The organism is Alsobacter sp., from assembly GCF_059501845.1.
In genome coordinates this window covers 890,082-906,668 of record NZ_JCACDK010000018.1, presented here as the reverse complement: position 1 = coordinate 906,668, position 16,587 = coordinate 890,082, and the positions used below count along the sequence as shown (strand labels likewise).

Here is a 16,587-nt window from a genome sequence, read left to right as displayed (position 1 = left end):
AGCGCGCGTCTTCAGACGCGCCGTTTCGAACGGTCCGGGATTGGGCCGTCACGCCTCCCTGAGGTGTTCCAGTGCCGCCAGGAACGCCTCGGCGCGCGGCATGTCGGTGCCTGGCTCTCCTGGCCGGGTCCAGACGATCCGGTCCTTGCGCCAGCCGATCGGTGCGCCACCCAGCTTGCGGTCCTTTTCGCCGAACCAGTCCAACGGGGCCCCCGGTGCCGCGGCCACGCCCTGCGGGCCGATGTCGATGCGGGCCAGCCCAAGTGCGGCTGCTCGGGCTGTGAGCGCGGCCACCCCGAGCAGGCGCTCGACCTCCGGCGGGTGTGGCCCGAAGCGGTCGTCGAGTTCGTCGCCGAAATCGTCGATGGCCCTGGCCGAATCGAGCCGTGCGAGCCGGATGTGCAGGTTCAGCCTCGCCTCCTCCTCGGCGACATAACCGGCCGGAATGCCGCCGCGGTCGGCAATGCCGATCTCCGGCGGCGGCGCGTCCTCCACCGTCTCCCCCCGCGCGCGGCGGAGAGCCACCTCGGTGAGGTGGCGCGCCAGCCCGGCGCCGATCAGGCTGAGATGGCCGCTCTGGTCGGTGCCGAAGAGGTCGCCCGCGCCGCGCTGGTCGAGATCGCGGGCGGCAACGGCGAAGCCTGCCCCGGGTCTGTCGAGCGCCACCAGCGCGTTGAGCCTGCGCATCGCACCGGGGGTGATCTCGGCCGCATCCGCGGGCATGAGCACGCAGAAGCCGGTGGCGCGGCCGCGCCCGACCCGTCCGCGCAACTGGTGCAGCTGGGCGAGGCCGTAGCGGTCGGGCCGCCAGATCACCATGGTGTTGGCGTTGGGCACGTCGAGGCCGCTCTCGACGATGCTGGTGGAGAGCAGGCAGTCGCACTCGCCCTCGGCGAACCGTAGCATGGCCTCGTCGATCTCCTGGGCCGGCATGCGCGCATGGATGCGCAGGACCTCTAGTTCGGGACAGGCCGATGACAGGCGGCCGGCAAGAGGCTCCATCTCTTCGATGGTCGGGCAGACGACGAAGCTCTGCCCGCCGCGGGCCGCCTCCCGCCTCAGCGCCGCGGCCAGGGCCTCCGGCTTGAACGGCTCCAGCACGGTACGCACCGGCCGGCGTGCAACGGGCGGCGTGGCGATGACGCTGAGGTCGCGGAGCCCGGCCAGCGCGACCTGCAGCGTGCGCGGGATCGGCGTCGCCGTCATCGACAGCACGTGCAGGGTCGGCGACAGCGCCTTCAGCGCCGCCTTCTGGCGTTGCCCGAAGCGCTGCTCCTCGTCGATCACGACGAGGGCGAGGTCGGCGAAACCGACCCCCTTCCCGGCGACGGCGTGAGTGCCGACGACGACCCTGACCCGTCCGGAGGCGAGCCCCTCCTTGACGGCCCGGGCCTCGGCCGGCGGCGTGAAGCGCGACAGTTCCGCGACCTCGATGCCGAAACCCGCGAAGCGCCGCCGGAACTGCGCCGCATGCTGGCGTGCCAGGAGCGTCGTCGGGGCCGCGACCGCCACCTGGCCGCCCCAGAGCGCGACGGCCGCCGCCGCCCGCAGCGCCACCTCCGTCTTGCCGAAGCCGACATCGCCGCAGACGAGGCGGTCCATCGGCCGGCCGCGGCGGAGATCGTCCAGCACATCGCCGATGGCCGCCGCCTGGTCGGGCGTCTCCGGATAGGGGAAACGGGCGGCGAAGCGCTCGTAGAGGGCTGGTTCCGGCGTGATCACCGGGGCGGGGGTGGCTTCCCGCCGCGCGGCGCGGTCGGCGATGCCCTGGGCGGCGGTGGCGATCTCGGCCGCGACCTTGTCGCGGGTCTCGCGCCAGGCGGAGCCGTGCAGCTGGTGCGGTTTCACCTGCGATCCCGCCGAGCCGTAGCGCCACAGCTGCCCCGCCTCGGCCGCAGGGACGAGAAGCGTCTCGCCACCGGCGAAGGCGAGCCGGATCGTCTCGGTGACCCGCCCCTCCGCATCCGTGACGGGCTCGAGCCCATGCAGGATGGCGACACCGTGCTCGCGGTGGACGACGGCATCGCCGACGCTCCAGTCCGCATCGAGGTCGAACGCATGCCTGGCCCGCCCGGGCGCGCCCGTAGCGGCGCGCGCTCCGAGAAGGTCGGCGGCGGCGATCACGGAAATTCCGGCCTGCCGGTCGATGAAGCCGTGCGACAGCGGCAGGACGAGGCCGGGGATCACGCCGTCCGCCTCCGTCGCATTGGCCCAGGTCGTCACGACCGCGGTGTCCTCGCCCACGGCCCTGCGGATGCTGCGCAGCGTCCGCCGGAGCACGGACACATGCGGCGCGGCGATGACGACGCGTCGGCCCTCGGTGCGCTCGCTCTCGACGAAGCGGGCGAGCGCCCGCGGCGGATCCCGGTCGAGCACGAAGCGGGCGATGGCCGCGGCGGCGTCATCCTGCATCGGGACGAGCCGTCGTCCGGCCAGGGCTATTTCCGCCTCCGCGAGGGCGGCGTAGAGGCCCGCTGGCCCGGGGCCGGCAGACTGGTCCACCAGTTCGCGGAAGGCCTCCGCACGCCGCATCGCGGCCGGGTCCAGGACGATGGCGGCCTCGGGCAGGAGTGACGCAAGCAGCACCCGGGAGGCAGGAGCGCCCCCGTCCGGCCCCGGTTCGGCCTCGCGGGCGGCCACGACGAGCCACCCCTGTGCCTCGCGGACGCTGCGCTGGGTGTCGGGGTCGTAGACGCGGATCGACACGATACGGTCCGCCTCGTGCTCGATGCGGATGGGCTGGCCGGCATCGGCCGGGAAAATGTCGAAAGTGCCGGCCCTGGCGGAGAACTCGCCGGGCTCGTCGACGCGCTCGTCGGCCCAGTAGCCGCGCTCCAGCAGCTTGCCGACGAGGCCGGGCTCGTCGAAGACCTCGCCCGTCGCCAGCGTGAAGGGCCGCAGCGCGGGCGGAAAGGTCTCCGGCACGGTCTGCACCAGCGCCTCGGGCGTCGCGATCACCACGGGCGCCTCGCCGCCTTCGTGCCGCATCCATTCCAGCGACGCGAGGACGGCGGCGCGCCGCCCCAGCACCGCGGCGGAAGGCGGCAGCCGGTCTCCGGGAAGGCTATCCCACGGCGGAAAGGCCAGCACGGTGCATGCGGGGGCGAAGGCCCTCAGGAGTGCCGCGAGATCGTCGGCCTCGCGTTCATTGCCCGCCACGACCAGCAGCCCCGCGCGGGACTGCCGCGCCAGATGGGCCAGCATGGCGGCCGTCGCGCCGGGCGGACCTGCGGGGATTGCCGGAATGTCGCCGGCCAGGGCGGTGGAGCCGGCGTCCATGTCCGGGGCGGGGGCAGTCTCGAGCTGGGCGTCCATGGCAGATCCGGGAAGGGACGCGGTCAACGCGGCGGCTGCCACCCGGTTCGCCCCGGGTGTTCAGCCCATTGATCCCGGCGCGCCGGGAGAGGCGTTGTCCCGGACCGCGGGCCTCCTGGGCCGCTCGTTTCTCAACGCTTAACGCACCTTGCAAACGCGCGATCCGGGCCCGCATCCCTGGCCTGTCGCAGCTTCGATTGATTCCGGATCGTTTCCGATCCACATAGGAGATTGAGCGCTCACCGGCGCCCTTTCCGACCGCCGGCCTTGAACCGGACGCGTGAGGAGCAGGACATGTTCATCCAGACCGAAGCAACGCCGAACCCGGCGACCCTCAAGTTCATCCCCGGCCGCGTCGTGATGCACGACGGAACGCTGGACATTCGTGACCCGCGTGCGGCCGAGCGCTCGCCCCTGGCGCGCAGGCTCTTCGCCGTTCCCGGCGTGTCGGGCGTGTTCTTCGGGTCGGACTTCGTCACCGTGACGAAGGCCGACGGCGAGTGGCAGCACCTCAAGCCGGCCGTTCTCGGCGCCATCATGGAGCACTTCCTCTCCGGCGATACGCTCTTCGAGGGCGACGATGCCCCGTCGGGGGACGCCGACGAGGAGGGCGAGTTCTTCGAGGAGGCCGACGCGCCGACGGTCGCCACCATCAAGGAGCTGCTGGAGACGCGCGTGCGTCCGGCGGTGGCCGGCGACGGCGGCGACATCACCTTCAAGGGCTTCCGCGACGGCATCGTCTATCTGACGATGAAGGGCTCCTGCTCCGGCTGCCCGTCCTCGACGGCGACGTTGAAGCACGGCATCCAGAACCTGCTGCGTCACTTCATTCCGGACGTGCGGGAAGTCCAGGCGGTCTGATCCGCCGGACGCGGAGGGGGAAACAGGATTGCGCGTCCTGGCCATCGACACGGCGCTGGAAGTCTGCGCCGCCGCCGTCGTGGAAACGTCCGGGCCGGAGGGCCCGGTGCCGGTCGCGCGCGAATCCGTGCCGATGGTGCGCGGCCATGCCGAGGCGCTGCTTCCCATCGTGGACCGGATCGTGGGTGAGGCCGGCGGCTTCCGCTCGCTGGACCGGGTCGCCGTCACGGTAGGACCGGGCAGCTTCACGGGCCTGCGCGTCGGCATCTCGGCCGCCCGTGCCATCGCGCTCGCGACGGGTGTTCCAGCCGTGGGCGTGACGACGCTCTCGGCCTACGCCGCGCCGATCATCGCGTCGGGCGTCGCCACGCTCGTCGTCACGGCCATCGATGCGCGGCACGGGCAGGTCTACCTGCAGGTGTTCGCTCCGGCGGGGCGAACGGTCGTGGCGCCCCGCATCGTCGGCGCCAAGGAGGCGGCCCGGCTGCTCGGCACGGGGGCGGTGCGCATCCTGGGATCGGGCGCGCCGTTGCTGGCGGAGGCAGCCCGCTCCATCGGGCTGGAGGTGGCGCTGGAAGATGCGTCGCCGGCGCCGGACATTGTCTGGGTCGCGAGGCTCGGCGCATCTGCGCAGCCCGCCCAGGCCCTGCCGAAGCCCTTCTACATCCGTGCTCCCGACGCCAAGCCGCAGTACCACGTCCGCATCCCGAGGCGCTGAGGACGCACATGTTCTCGCTGTTCCCCGAACGGCCCGTCGCGGTGCGCGTCCTGCGCCCTGCCGACGCCGCCGGGGTGGCGGCGCTGCATTCCGCGTCGTTTCGCCATGGATGGAGCATCGCAGAGATCGAGGCGATGCTGCGCGACCGCGCGGTCACCGGCCACGCCATCGGCGCCGGCAGCCGGCTCGACGGCTTCGCGCTGAGCCGGCGTGCCGCGGACGAGGCGGAGATCCTGACCATCGCCGTCGCCGCGAGGCGGCAAGGCCGGGGCCTCGGGCGCAAGCTGCTCGAAGCGCATCTCGGTGGGCTCGCCGCGGCGGGCGCACGGGCGGTCTTCCTGGAGGTAGAGGAGGGCAACACGCCGGCGATCGCGCTCTATCGCAGGCATGGCTTCGGGCAGGTGGGCCTGCGCAAGTCGTACTACAGGCGCGCGGACGGGTCGGCGGCGAACGCCCTCGTGCTGCGCCTCGCGCTGGAGTAGCGGCGTGGCGGGCGGAACGGCGGAGGGAGCGACCCCCGGCATCGCCGGCCGGCTTCGCATCGCCTTCGTCATCGCGGTGCTCGGGCCGGTCACCCTCGTCCTGCTGCCGGTGCAGTGGCTCGCGGTGAAGCGGGGCTGGCGGCTCGCCGGCACGCTGCCCGTGGCATGGCAGCACTTCGCCTGCCGGATGCTCCGGATTCGCGTGAAGGTGGAGGGGGAGCCGTCGCCGGACCGGCCCATGCTGATCGTCGCCAACCATATGAGCTGGCTCGACATCCTCGTCATCGGCACGATGATGCCGGTGAGCTTCGTCGCCAAGGCGGAGGTGGCCTCGTGGCCGCTGTTCGGCACGCTGGCGCGCCTGCAGCGCACCATCTTCATCGACCGGGAGCGTCGCTCGGCGACGGGACATGCGAGCCGGGCCATTGGCGAACGCATGGCCGACGGCGATGCCATCGTCCTCTTCGCGGAGGGCACAACCAACGACGGCAACCGCCTGCAGCCCTTCCGCTCTGCACTGATCGGCGCGGCGCGCGATGCGCTGGCCGCCGCCGAGCACACGCGCCACGTCGTCGTGCAGCCGCTGACGGTGGCCTATCCCCGCCGCAGCGGCCTGCCCGTCGGACGGGCCATGCGGCCCTTCATCGCCTGGCAGGGAGACATCGAGCTGGTGCCTCACCTCGTCGGCATCCTCGCCGGCGGGCCGATCGACGCCGTCTGTGTCTGGGGGGAACCTGTGGCTTTCGACAGGGGGGCCGACCGCAAGCGCGTCACGCGGGTGGTGGAAGAGACGATCCGCCGCGACTATGTGAGGACCGTGACGGGGCGCGAACCACTCTGAAGGGTTCAGATGCCCGTTGGATTCCGGTTCTCTTCCCGCTGCGGACCGTCTAAACACGATCACGGTGGCACGCCAGTCTCGGCGCGGCGCGCGAACACGGCTCGGGGTGCCCGGCACCCCTGAAGGACGATGACGACAAAGGACCAGAGCACAGGCGCGCCCGCGCCAGGACCCGTCGGCGGAGAGGCGCGAAAGCTCTACGTGCGGTCCTATGGCTGCCAGATGAATGCCTATGACAGCCAGCGGATGGTCGATGCCCTGGCGCCGTCGGGCTATGTCGAGACCACCGACATGACCGAGGCCGACGTCGTGGTGCTGAACACCTGCCACATCCGCGAGAAGGCGGCCGAAAAGGTCTATTCCGAGCTCGGCCGCGTCCGCGCCACGCGCAGCGAGCGCGCCGCCTCCGGCCGGGACACCCGTATCGTGGTGGCCGGCTGCGTCGCCCAGGCGGAAGGCGCCGAAATCCTGCGCCGCGCTCCCGGGGTCGACCTCGTCGTCGGGCCGCAGGGCTATCACCGCCTGCCGCAGCTGCTCGACGAGGCGAAGCTGCGCCCGGTCGTGGAGACCGAGTTTCCCGTCGAATCGAAATTCGACATCCTGCCGGCGCCCCGGCCCGAGAAGGTCCAGGCGCGCGGCGTCTGCTCCTTCCTGACGGTGCAGGAGGGCTGCGACAAGTTCTGCACCTTCTGCGTGGTGCCTTATACGCGAGGCGCAGAAACCTCGCGTCCGGCGGCGGCCATCCTCGACGAGGCACGCCGTCTGGCGGCCGCCGGGGTGCGCGAGATCACTCTTCTCGGCCAGAACGTGAACGCCTGGCACGGCGAGGGCCCGGACGGGTCCATCTGGTCTCTCGGCCGGCTCATGGCCGCGCTGGCGGAGATCGATGGATTGGCGCGGCTGCGCTACACGACGAGCCACCCTCTCGACATGGAGCAGGAACTCATCGACGTCCATCGGGATTTGGCGGCGATGATGCCCTACCTGCACCTGCCGGTTCAGTCGGGCTCGGACCGTATCCTGGCCGCGATGAACCGGCGCCACACGCGCGATGACTACCTCGCCATCATCGACCGGGTGCGTGCTGCGCGGCCCGACATTGCCCTCTCGTCGGATTTCATCGTCGGCTTCCCCGGCGAGACCGATGCCGACTTCGAGGACACGATGCGCCTCATCGAGGAGGTCGGGTTCGCCGCGTCCTATTCCTTCAAGTACAGCCCCCGCCCGGGCACGCCGGCGGCAGACCTCGAACAGCAGGTGCCGGAGACGGTGAAGTCGGCGCGGCTTCATGCGCTGCAGGCGCTGGTCGCTCGCCAGCAGACGGCTTTCAATGCGACATCGGTGGGCAAGACGATGGACGTGCTGATGGAACGGCATGGCCGGCATCCCGGACAGCTGGCGGGCAAGTCGCCCTACCTGCAGGCCGTTCAGGTCGACGACCCCGGCCTCACCATCGGCGATATCGTGCCGGTCGAGATCACGCACCAGGGCGCCAACAGCCTGTTCGGCCGCGTGGTGGGCCGGGCGGCGGGAAGGATGAGCGCATGAGCGCGGGACGCTCCGGCGAGCGCGATGGGGGAAGCGGCTTGAGACCTGGTGACGGCGGATCACGGATGTCGAGGCCCTCGGCGCGCCAGGGCGTTTCTGAAACGGCTGAAATCCGGCTGACCTTCGAGGAGAACCGGCTCGCCGGGCTCGTCTTCGGGCAATACGACCAGAACGTCGCCCATCTCGAGCGGCGTCTTGGCGTCGTTGCCAACGTCAACGGCAACCACGTGATCATCAAGGGCTCGCCCGAGGCGACCGAACAGGCCCGCCGCGTGCTGGAAAAGCTCTACGAGCGGGTCGGCGACGGGACGCAGCTCAGCCCCGGCGACGTCGACGGCGTCATCCAGGAGACTGCCTTGCAGGGCACGCTGTTTCCGGTGCGCGATGCCGGCGGTGCCGCCTTCGAGGAAATCGGCACGCGGCGGCGCCGGGTTCGCGCCCGCAACGCGGCCCAGCACTCCTATCTGCAGGCGCTCAAGCAGTACGAGCTCGTCTTCGCGCAGGGTCCCGCGGGCACCGGCAAGACCTGGCTCGCCGTCGGCCATGCCGTGCAGCTTCTGGAGCGCGGCACGGTGGAGCGGCTGGTCCTGTCGCGCCCGGCGGTCGAGGCCGGCGAGCGCCTGGGATTCCTGCCCGGCGACATGAAGGAGAAGGTCGATCCCTATCTCCGCCCGATCTACGACGCGCTCTACGACTTCATGGAGGCCCGCCACGTCGAGCGCGGCCTGCAGACGGGCATGATCGAGATCGCGCCGCTGGCCTTCATGCGCGGACGCACGCTGAGCAACGCCATCGTGCTGCTCGACGAGGCCCAGAACACCACGACCATGCAAATGAAGATGTTCCTGACCCGCCTGGGTGAGAACTCCCGCATGATCATCAATGGCGACAGCAGCCAGATCGACCTGCCGACGGGGCAGAAGTCAGGGCTGATCGAGGCACTGAGGATCCTGGAGGGTGTCGAGGGCATCGGCCACGTCACCTTCGGCGAGGAGGACGTGGTTCGCCATGATCTCGTCCGGCGCATCGTCGGCGCCTACAATGCCGACTTCATGCGCGGCCCGGCGAAGCCCGGATCGTGAGTACCGCCGAGATCGACATTGTCCGCGAGGCCGGCGCCTGGGACGCGCTGCCTGCGGCCGAAGAGACGGCTGAACGGGCGGCACTGGCTGCGCTAGCCGCCGCCAGCACGCCGCTGCGGGACGGGATCGGGCTCTGCATCCTGCTGACCGACGACGCCGCCGTCCGCGAGTTGAACAGCCAGTGGCGCGGCAAGGACAAGCCGACCAACGTGCTCTCCTTCCCCGCCGCCGCGCCCGGCGATCTGGCGCGCGCGCCCGTGCTGGGCGACGTGGCCGTCGCACTCGAGACGTTGATGCGCGAGGCGGAGGAGGAGGGCAAGCCCGCCTCCGGGCACCTCGCTCACCTCGTCGTGCACGGGGTGCTGCATCTGCTGGGGCACGATCACGAGACCCCGGCCGACGCCGAGGCCATGGAGGCGCTGGAGGTGACGATTCTCGCCGGGCTGGGTATCCCCGACCCCTATGCCGGCACCGAGCTTGACGCCGGCGAAGCAGGCGGCAGGATGTCGGGCCGACCATGAGCGACGATTCTTCCAGTAGCGCGCCGGCTTCCGGCGCGGGCCAGGACCGCGGGCGCGACAGCAGCAACGACAGCCTTTTCGACCGGCTGCTGGGGCTGCTCGGCATCAAGCCCGCCTCGATCCGCGAGGATCTCAACGACGCGCTCGCCGGGGCCGAGGACGCCGAGTTCTCCCCCCAGGAGCGCGCCATGCTGCGCAACGTCCTGGCGCTGCGCACGCGCAGGGTGGACGACGTCATGGTGCCCCGGGCCGACATCCTCGCCGCCCCGCTCGACGCCACCCTGGGCGACCTGCTGCGCCTGTTCCGCACGGCGGGTCATTCGCGGCTGCCGGTCTATGCCGACACGCTCGACGACCCACGCGGCATGGTGCACATCCGCGACTTCCTCGACTACATCGCCGCCAAGGCCGAGACGGCCCGCGTGCCGCGGCGGCGCAGGACGGCGCTAGACGTGCCGGATCTCGGCCGCGTCGACCTGTCGGCCCCCCTCTCGGCCGCCAAGATCCTGCGGCCCGTCCTGTTCGTGCCGCCATCCATGCCGGCTCTCGACCTGCTGGTGAAGATGCAGACGCTGCGCACCCACATGGCGCTGGTCATCGACGAGTATGGCGGCACCGACGGCCTCGTCTCCATCGAGGATCTCGTGGAGATCGTTGTCGGCGACATCGAGGACGAGCACGACGAGGCCGAGACGCCGGACATCACCCGCACCGCCGACGGCTCCTTCCTCGCCGATGCACGCGCCAGCCTGGAAGATGCATCCCAGGAACTGGGCGTCGATCTGCTGGCCAGCGATCTCGCCGACGACGTCGACACGCTGGGCGGGCTCATCGCCACGCTGGCCGGCCGCGTTCCGGCCCGTGGCGAGGTGATATCCCATCCGCTCGGGCTGGAGTTCGAGGTACTCGACGCCGATCCACGCCGCATCAAGCGGGTCCGCATCCATCCTCCGCGGCTCGAGGCCACGGAGGAGCCGAGGAAGGCCCTGCCTCCGCCCCCGCCGGCCCTTCCCGCGCCCGCCGAGGACGGCGGGAACGGCCGCTCCGGCCAATGACAGCGCTGAAGCGCATCGCTCACGGCGTCATCCTGTCGTGGGGCTTCGGCCGTTTCGCGATTGCCATCCTGGCGGGTGCCGCGGGCGCGCTCGCCATGCCGCCCTTCGGCTTCCTCCCCGCGCTCGTCATTTCCCTGACTGTGGCCGTGTGGCTGCTGGACGGCGCGGCATCGGGCGTCGGCCGGTTCTCCCGCCGCACCTTGTGGAGCGCCGCGTGGACCGGCTGGGCCTTCGGCTTCGGCTACTTTTTGGCCGGGCTCTGGTGGCTGGGCGCCGCATTCCTCGTCGAGCCCGACCAGTTCGCGCTCCTGCTGCCGCTGGGCGTGCTCGGGCTGCCGATGGGGCTCGGCGTGTTCCCGGCGCTGGGCTTCGTGCTGGCCCGAATCCTCTGGTCCCCCGGCCCCGCCCGCATCCTGGCGCTCGCCGCTGGACTGACCTTCTCCGAATGGCTGCGGGGCACGGTGTTCACGGGCTTCCCCTGGAATGCCTACGGCATGGCGCTGGGCGACCACTTCCTGCTCTCGCAGGCCGCCTCGGTGATGGGCCTCTACGGGCTCACGCTGCTGGCCGTGGCGATCTCAGCTGCTCCCGCGACCATCGCTACGGCGGTCAACACGCGCGGGCGGTGGCTGGCGCCGGGGCTGGCTGCCGCGATGCTCGTGGCGCTGGCTGCCTTCGGCTGGATCCGCGTGCCGTCGGCACCCATGCCCACCGTGGCCGGCGTGCAGCTGCGCATCATGCAGCCCAACCTGCAGCAAGACGAAAAATTCCGGCCCGACAACTGGCACAGCGTGATGGCGCGCTATCTGTCGCTCAGCGACCGCGCGACGTCGCCGGAGCGGCCGGGGATGGCGGGTGTCACGCACCTGGTCTGGCCCGAGTCGGCCTTCCCGTTCCTCGTCGCCCGTGATCCACAGGCCCTGGCCCAGATTGGCGCGCTGCTGCCCAAGGGCTCGATTCTGCTGGCCGGCGCCGTGCGAGCCCAGGAACCGCTCCCGGGGGAGGAGGAGACGCATTACTTCAATTCGATCCACGTGATCGGCGACGACGGCACCATCCTGGCGAGCGCCGACAAGGTGCATCTCGTCCCCTTCGGGGAATACCTTCCCCTCGCGGGGCTGCTGACGCGGCTTGGCCTGCGGCAGTTCGTTCACGTCCCCGGCGGCTTCGAGGCCGGGAGCCGCCACGTCGCGCTCGCCGTCCCCGGCCTGCCGCTCGTGGCGCCCCTGATCTGCTACGAGGCGATATTCCCGGAGGAGGCCGTTCCGCCCGGCACGCGCCCGGGCCTGCTGCTGAACCTGACGAATGACGGCTGGTTCGGGATCACCCCCGGCCCCTACCAGCACCTCGCGCAGGCCCGCCTGAGGGCCGTCGAACAGGGCCTGCCGCTCGTGCGCGCGGCCAACACCGGGATCTCCGCCGTGGCCGATCCCTACGGCCGAATCGTCGCGAGCCTGCCGCTCGGAGTGGACGGCGTCCTGGATTCAAAACTGCCGGAAGCCATAGAACCTACGCTCTTCTCGCGCATGGGCTCATGGATACCCGCGATTTTGTTGATGCTTGCCTCTCTTTTTGCCGCAATTGCTGCATTCCGCATTTGACAAGTTACTGAGATTTGCGGATAGCTTACCGCAACCGGGGGTTTTCCTCGGGGGTGCAGCCGCTGTTTTTGCGGGCACCGGCGTCATCGTTTTCCCATTTTGCCGCCTGCGTGCGGCGCAGCTATTGTGGAGCACGTCTGATGTTGAAGAAGGCCCCCAATCCCATCGACAAGCATGTCGGAAGCCGGGTGCGGATGCGTCGTGTCCTGATCGGTATGAGCCAGGAAAAACTCGGCGAAGCTCTTGGCCTCACCTTCCAGCAGGTCCAGAAGTACGAGAAGGGGACCAACAGGATCGGCGCGAGCCGCCTGCAGCAGATCTCCCGCATTCTCGGAATGCCGGTGGAGTTCTTCTTCGAGGGCTCGCCCGCCACCGAGAACCCGGCGCAGCCTACCGGAGGCTTCAGCGAGGCGGGTGACACAACTTATGTCGCCGACTTCCTCGCCACCAACGAGGGAATCCAGCTCAACCGGGCGTTCCTGAAAATTCGCGACCCCAAGCTGCGTCGGCGCGTGGTGGATCTCGTCCACGCCATTGCTGGCGAGGACGAACACGCCGAGCCGGAGTCGGCAGCGGCCTGAGGCACTTACCGCCCTGGCCCGCGCGCGGCGGCGCGGGTCACGTGCGGTTGGCCGGAAGGGCCCGCGTGGACAGCTGCTTGTGCAGGTGCACCATCAGCGCCGTGCCGAACAGCGGCGTCAGCAGGTTCAGGACGGGAACGACGACGAAGGCCGCGATCAGCGCCCCCGCGGCCAGAACCGTGCCGGGATGGCGGCGGCGGAGTTCTGCCACCTCCGGCAGGGACCGGAAACGGCCGGCAGCGAGCGCGAAGTATTCGCGCCCGAGCAGGTAGGCGTTGGCGATGAAGAACGCCACGAGGTTGACGCCGGGGATGAACACGAAGAGCAGCGCGATGAGGTTCACGCCCAGCATGGTCAGCGCAAACTTCACCGCCTCGACAAGCGCCGTGCTGGTGGGCAGTGCCCGCCCCGGCGCGTCGGTGGGGTAGTCGTTGCGCTCCACCTTCTCGGCGACATCGTCGAGGAAGAAGCTCGCCACCAGCATCGAGACGGCGGGGATGAGATAGCCGAGGCCGACCACAAGGCCGATGCCGGCAAGCAGCACCGCATAGGTCTCGATGACGGGGTGGCTCTCGACAGCGGAGACACCCGAGAGCCACCAGGCAAAGAAGCGGGTGATGGCCAGCCACACCAAGCCGAGAAGCACGATGGTGAGCGCCAGCGACTTCCAGAGCACGGCGCGGAAGGGCGGCGAGAAAATCTGGTTCAGCGCGCGCCAGGCGCAGGAGACGAGCATCGCGTCGAGTTCCTTGGGGCGGCGGGGTCAGAAACCGAGGCCGCCCTGCTCGGGATCTGCGAGAACATGCAGGCGGCTCGCCGCTGCCTGGGCGAAACGCAGCAGCACGGCTTTGCGGCGCGCCGCGGCGAGGCGGTGCTCGGGCGCATCGCGCATGAGCGCAGCACCATAGGCGTCGGCAACGATCAGGCCGGCATCGGGAGGCATGATCTCCTGGGGGACATGGTCGGGGATGGCGAAGAACAGCCGGTCACAGAAGTCCCGGTAATCCGGCCACTTCGTGTCGGCCCTGAGGTCGGCCACGCTCGACTTGATCTCGACGATCCACAGCGTCCCGTCCGGACCGAGCGCGACGAGGTCCGCGCGACGGCCGGAGGCCAGCGTCAGCTCGGTGACGCTGGCGTATCCGAAGCCGGCGAGCAGGCGGCGCGTGCCCCGTGCCACCGCGAGCGCGGTGGGCGACTGCCGGCCGTCGGCCGGCAGGGAAAGGGCCGCCTGCATGGCCGGGTTGCCCATGGCGGGCTCAGCGTCCCGCGATTACGACGATCTCGACCGTGTATTCGGGGGCGGCGAGCTGCGCCTCCACGGTCGCGCGCGCCGGTGTGTTGCCGGGCGACACCCAGCCGTCCCACACCGCGTTCATCTCGCCGAACGTCTTGATGTCGGAGAGATAGATCGTCGCGGAGAGAATTTTGGTCTTGTCGCTGCCGCACTGCGCCAGCACGGCCTCGATCTGGCCGAGGACGTCGCGGGTCTGCTCCGTGACGCTCCGGCCCTTGGCGGCGTCGCTCGCCACCTTGCCGGCGACGTAGACGGTGTCGCCGTGGATGACCGCGCTCGACATGCGCGGGCCGGGGTCGATGCGTTGAATGGACATCAATCTTCCTCGGGTAGGAATGGCCTATTGGACCGGGTCCGGCCCTTTTTGGGACGGCCCCCGGGCCGCATAGCACATTTCAGAACGTCGTTTCATTGCCGGAGATTTTTTCATGCCCAAGGTTGGATCTTGCGTCCTGGAGTTTCCAGACGGGAAGACGGGCCGCGCGAAGATAGAGGCGCGCTACGAGCTTTCCTACTCCCCCGACGTCGCCGACAGGACCGTGCGCGGCGTGCTGGCCATGTCCCTTCCCGACGGGATCAGGGCCCAGCTCGCGGGGCGGGGCGAAGTGGTGTTCTCGCCGGCCGCGCGCGCGAACGTGACCTTCGTCTGCTACAGCAAGGGCTTCCTGGAGTTCGTCAGCGACGGACCCTTTCCAAAGCTGTAGCCGCTCAGCCCGGCTCCACCGCCCAGCATGCGACGCGGCGGCCGTTCTTATCCTCGAGAGGGGGGTTCTGCACGCGACAGCGATCGAATGCGAGGGGACAGCGCGGGTTGAACGGGCATCCCGGCGGCGGGTCGAAGGGCGAGGGCAACTCGCCCTTGAGCACGATCCGCTCCTTCTTCGCGCCCGGGTCGGCGACCGGCGTCGCCGACAGGAGCGCGCGCGTATAGGGGTGCTGCGGGGCGGCGAAAATCGCCTCGCGGCTGCCCACCTCCACGGCGTGCCCGAGATAGATAACCATCACCTCGTCGGCGATGTGCCGGACGACCGAGAGGTCGTGCGAGATGAAGAGATAGGCGAGGCCGAACTCCTCCTGCAGCTCGGCCAGCAGGTTCAGCACCTGCGCCCGGATCGAGACGTCGAGGGCGGAGACCGGCTCGTCGAGGACGAGGATCTTCGGCCGCAGCATCAGCGCGCGGGCGACTGCGATTCGCTGGCGCTGTCCGCCGGAGAACATGTGGGGGTAGCGGGTGGCGTATTCGGGCCTCAGTCCGACGCGCGCCATCATGGCGGCCGCGGCGTCCCGCCGCTCGGCGGCGCTCATCGACGTGTTGACGAGAAGCGGCTCCTCCAGCGCCGCGCCGATGGTCTGGCGCGGGTTGAGGGACCCATAGGGGTTCTGGAAGACGATCTGGACCTCGCGGCGCAAGCGCCGCCTGTCCTCGGACGAGGCCCCGACGAGATCGACGCCGTCGATGCGCAGCGTGCCGGCCGTCGGCTCCTCGATCATGGTGACGAGGCGCGCCAGGGTCGACTTGCCCGACCCCGATTCGCCGACGACGGCCAGGGTCTGCCCGGCCTTCAGGTCGAAGGAGACGCCGGCCAGCGCCTTCACGGTCGCGGCCGGCGAGAACATGCCGCGGCGGGCGGAGTAGTCGCGCGAGAGGCCGCGTCCCTCCAGGACGACGGCGCCGGAGGCGGGACGCACGCTCATGCCGCGCGCTCCCGATGCGTCGGCTGGCCCGCCACCAGCGGGTAGTGACACAGAGCCCGCCCGAGCTCCGGCGGCGCGGGGCGGGGCGGAACGGTGCGGCAGCGCTCGTCGGCGAAGGCGCAGCGCGGCGAGAAGAGGCAGCCCGTCGGCCGGTCGAACTGGCCCGGCACGACGCCCGGGATGGAGGGCAGGACGCGGCCGGTGGCGCGCTCCGGCAGGGCGGCGAGCATGGCCGACGTGTAGGGATGGTGAGGGTCCGAGAACAGCGCGGAGGTTACCGCCTGCTCCACCTGCTGACCTGCATACTGGACCACGACCCGCTGAGCCGTCTCCGCGACGACGCCCATGTCGTGGGTGATCAGCACGAGGCCCATGCCGGTCTCCTGCCGCAGCCGCAGCAGGAGGTCGAGGATTTGCGCCTGGATGGTGACGTCGAGCGCCGTCGTCGGTTCGTCGGCGATGAGCAGCTTCGGGCGGCAGGCGATGGCCATGGCGATCATCACGCGCTGGCTCATGCCGCCGGAAAGTTGGTGGGGGAAGGCCGAGAGCCGCCGCCCGGGGTCGGTGATGCCGACCTCCTCCAGCAGCTCGACCGCACGCTTCTTCCGCGCCGCCCTGTCCAGCCCGAGATGCCGCTTCAGCGTCTCGCCGAGCTGGAAGCCGACCGTGAAGCACGGGTTCAGAGAGGTCATCGGCTCCTGGAAAATCATGGCGAGGTCGCGCCCGACGATCCGGCGCCGCGCCCGGCGGTCCATGGTCAGGAGGTCCTGCCCGTCGAAGCTCATCACGTCGGCGGTGACCTTCGCCGTCCAGGGCAGGAGGCTCATCACCGCCAGCATGGCGACGGACTTCCCGGAGCCGGATTCGCCGACGATGGCGGCCACCTGGTCCTGCTCCATCGTGAGGTCGACGCCGTCTACGGCCTTGAACAGCCCCGCGCGCGTGGCGAAGGAGACGGAGAGGTTGCGGATGTCGAGCAGCGCCAACGGC

Annotated in this window: 17 protein-coding genes; 11 read left to right on the top strand and 6 right to left on the bottom strand. The window is 70.4% G+C overall.

The annotated features are described in order from the left end of the window. Positions 1-48: 48 nt before the first annotated feature. Positions 49-3,315, bottom strand: coding sequence for a helicase-related protein (locus tag AC5JCN_RS19155; RefSeq protein ID WP_495756683.1), 3,267 nt, complete (start codon positions 3,313-3,315; stop codon positions 49-51). A 294-nt stretch (positions 3,316-3,609) separates the two neighbouring features. Here AC5JCN_RS19155 and AC5JCN_RS19150 point away from each other — a divergent pair, with 294 nt between their 5' ends. The 10 genes from AC5JCN_RS19150 to AC5JCN_RS19105 all read left to right on the top strand — a co-directional run bounded on the left by AC5JCN_RS19150 (position 3,610) and on the right by AC5JCN_RS19105 (position 12,605). Further along, on the top strand, positions 3,610-4,176 hold the full coding sequence (locus AC5JCN_RS19150; RefSeq protein ID WP_495756682.1) for a NifU family protein: 567 nt from the start codon (positions 3,610-3,612) through the stop codon (positions 4,174-4,176). Between the two features lie 28 nt (positions 4,177-4,204). After that, positions 4,205-4,894, top strand: a complete 690-nt coding sequence (gene tsaB, locus AC5JCN_RS19145) for a tRNA (adenosine(37)-N6)-threonylcarbamoyltransferase complex dimerization subunit type 1 TsaB (RefSeq protein ID WP_495756681.1) — start codon at positions 4,205-4,207, stop codon at positions 4,892-4,894. Between the two features lie 8 nt (positions 4,895-4,902). Continuing rightward, positions 4,903-5,376 (top strand): GNAT family N-acetyltransferase, encoded by a 474-nt coding sequence (locus AC5JCN_RS19140; RefSeq protein WP_495756680.1) that lies wholly within the window; start codon positions 4,903-4,905, stop codon positions 5,374-5,376. Positions 5,377-5,380: 4 nt separating this feature from the next. Then, complete coding sequence (gene olsA / locus AC5JCN_RS19135; protein ID WP_495756679.1) at positions 5,381-6,217, top strand: lyso-ornithine lipid O-acyltransferase; 837 nt, start codon at positions 5,381-5,383, stop codon at positions 6,215-6,217. Positions 6,218-6,346: 129 nt separating this feature from the next. Next, positions 6,347-7,765 carry a tRNA (N6-isopentenyl adenosine(37)-C2)-methylthiotransferase MiaB gene (gene miaB, locus AC5JCN_RS19130; RefSeq protein ID WP_495756678.1) on the top strand — a complete coding sequence of 473 codons (1,419 nt, stop codon included), beginning with the start codon at positions 6,347-6,349 and terminating at the stop codon, positions 7,763-7,765. Positions 7,766-7,830: 65 nt separating this feature from the next. After that, positions 7,831-8,847, top strand: a complete 1,017-nt coding sequence (locus tag AC5JCN_RS19125; protein WP_495756677.1) for a PhoH family protein — start codon at positions 7,831-7,833, stop codon at positions 8,845-8,847. Continuing rightward, positions 8,844-9,368 carry an rRNA maturation RNase YbeY gene (ybeY, locus tag AC5JCN_RS19120; protein ID WP_495756676.1) on the top strand — a complete coding sequence of 175 codons (525 nt, stop codon included), beginning with the start codon at positions 8,844-8,846 and terminating at the stop codon, positions 9,366-9,368. The genes AC5JCN_RS19125 and ybeY overlap by 4 nt, the downstream gene beginning before the upstream one ends. Then, positions 9,365-10,423 carry a hemolysin family protein gene (locus tag AC5JCN_RS19115; RefSeq protein WP_495756675.1) on the top strand — a complete coding sequence of 353 codons (1,059 nt, stop codon included), beginning with the start codon at positions 9,365-9,367 and terminating at the stop codon, positions 10,421-10,423. The genes ybeY and AC5JCN_RS19115 overlap by 4 nt, the downstream gene beginning before the upstream one ends. Continuing rightward, positions 10,420-12,024, top strand: a complete 1,605-nt coding sequence (gene lnt / locus AC5JCN_RS19110) for an apolipoprotein N-acyltransferase (RefSeq protein ID WP_495756674.1) — start codon at positions 10,420-10,422, stop codon at positions 12,022-12,024. The genes AC5JCN_RS19115 and lnt overlap by 4 nt, the downstream gene beginning before the upstream one ends. A gap of 140 nt (positions 12,025-12,164) precedes the next feature. Continuing rightward, on the top strand, positions 12,165-12,605 hold the full coding sequence (locus AC5JCN_RS19105; protein ID WP_495756673.1) for a helix-turn-helix domain-containing protein: 441 nt from the start codon (positions 12,165-12,167) through the stop codon (positions 12,603-12,605). A 37-nt stretch (positions 12,606-12,642) separates the two neighbouring features. On the opposite strand, the gene AC5JCN_RS19100 is transcribed toward AC5JCN_RS19105, so the two are convergent. From AC5JCN_RS19100 to AC5JCN_RS19090, 3 genes are read right to left on the bottom strand one after another with little or no spacing between them, the layout of a single operon-like run. Then, entirely contained in the window at positions 12,643-13,341 is a 699-nt protein-coding gene (locus AC5JCN_RS19100) for a sulfate transporter family protein (RefSeq protein WP_495756672.1), read from the bottom strand. A 27-nt stretch (positions 13,342-13,368) separates the two neighbouring features. Next, positions 13,369-13,857 carry an MmcB family DNA repair protein gene (locus AC5JCN_RS19095; protein WP_495756671.1) on the bottom strand — a complete coding sequence of 163 codons (489 nt, stop codon included), beginning with the start codon at positions 13,855-13,857 and terminating at the stop codon, positions 13,369-13,371. A gap of 7 nt (positions 13,858-13,864) precedes the next feature. Further along, entirely contained in the window at positions 13,865-14,218 is a 354-nt protein-coding gene (locus AC5JCN_RS19090) for a RidA family protein (RefSeq protein ID WP_495756670.1), read from the bottom strand. Between the two features lie 112 nt (positions 14,219-14,330). Between AC5JCN_RS19090 and AC5JCN_RS19085 the strand changes: the two genes are divergently transcribed. Next, positions 14,331-14,606 (top strand): hypothetical protein, encoded by a 276-nt coding sequence (locus AC5JCN_RS19085; RefSeq protein ID WP_495756669.1) that lies wholly within the window; start codon positions 14,331-14,333, stop codon positions 14,604-14,606. Between the two features lie 4 nt (positions 14,607-14,610). Here AC5JCN_RS19085 and AC5JCN_RS19080 read toward each other — a convergent pair whose 3' ends face one another. Together AC5JCN_RS19080 and AC5JCN_RS19075 are read right to left on the bottom strand one after the other, a co-directional pair. Then, positions 14,611-15,597, bottom strand: coding sequence for a dipeptide ABC transporter ATP-binding protein (locus tag AC5JCN_RS19080; protein WP_495756668.1), 987 nt, complete (start codon positions 15,595-15,597; stop codon positions 14,611-14,613). Further along, positions 15,594-16,583, bottom strand: a complete 990-nt coding sequence (locus AC5JCN_RS19075) for an ABC transporter ATP-binding protein (protein WP_495756667.1) — start codon at positions 16,581-16,583, stop codon at positions 15,594-15,596. The genes AC5JCN_RS19080 and AC5JCN_RS19075 overlap by 4 nt, the downstream gene beginning before the upstream one ends. Positions 16,584-16,587 lie beyond the last annotated feature (4 nt).

Coding starts and splice junctions, on each gene's coding strand:
- AC5JCN_RS19085 (WP_495756669.1), top strand. CDS start 14,331: ATGCCCAAGGTTGGATCTTGCGTCCTGGAGTTTCCAGACGGGAAGACG.
- AC5JCN_RS19100 (WP_495756672.1), bottom strand. CDS start 13,341: ATGCTCGTCTCCTGCGCCTGGCGCGCGCTGAACCAGATTTTCTCGCCG.
- AC5JCN_RS19115 (WP_495756675.1), top strand. CDS start 9,365: ATGAGCGACGATTCTTCCAGTAGCGCGCCGGCTTCCGGCGCGGGCCAG.
- AC5JCN_RS19105 (WP_495756673.1), top strand. CDS start 12,165: ATGTTGAAGAAGGCCCCCAATCCCATCGACAAGCATGTCGGAAGCCGG.
- AC5JCN_RS19125 (WP_495756677.1), top strand. CDS start 7,831: ATGTCGAGGCCCTCGGCGCGCCAGGGCGTTTCTGAAACGGCTGAAATC.
- lnt (WP_495756674.1), top strand. CDS start 10,420: ATGACAGCGCTGAAGCGCATCGCTCACGGCGTCATCCTGTCGTGGGGC.
- AC5JCN_RS19150 (WP_495756682.1), top strand. CDS start 3,610: ATGTTCATCCAGACCGAAGCAACGCCGAACCCGGCGACCCTCAAGTTC.
- AC5JCN_RS19140 (WP_495756680.1), top strand. CDS start 4,903: ATGTTCTCGCTGTTCCCCGAACGGCCCGTCGCGGTGCGCGTCCTGCGC.
- AC5JCN_RS19080 (WP_495756668.1), bottom strand. CDS start 15,597: ATGAGCGTGCGTCCCGCCTCCGGCGCCGTCGTCCTGGAGGGACGCGGC.
- AC5JCN_RS19090 (WP_495756670.1), bottom strand. CDS start 14,218: ATGTCCATTCAACGCATCGACCCCGGCCCGCGCATGTCGAGCGCGGTC.
- miaB (WP_495756678.1), top strand. CDS start 6,347: ATGACGACAAAGGACCAGAGCACAGGCGCGCCCGCGCCAGGACCCGTC.
- AC5JCN_RS19095 (WP_495756671.1), bottom strand. CDS start 13,857: ATGGGCAACCCGGCCATGCAGGCGGCCCTTTCCCTGCCGGCCGACGGC.
- AC5JCN_RS19155 (WP_495756683.1), bottom strand. CDS start 3,315: ATGGACGCCCAGCTCGAGACTGCCCCCGCCCCGGACATGGACGCCGGC.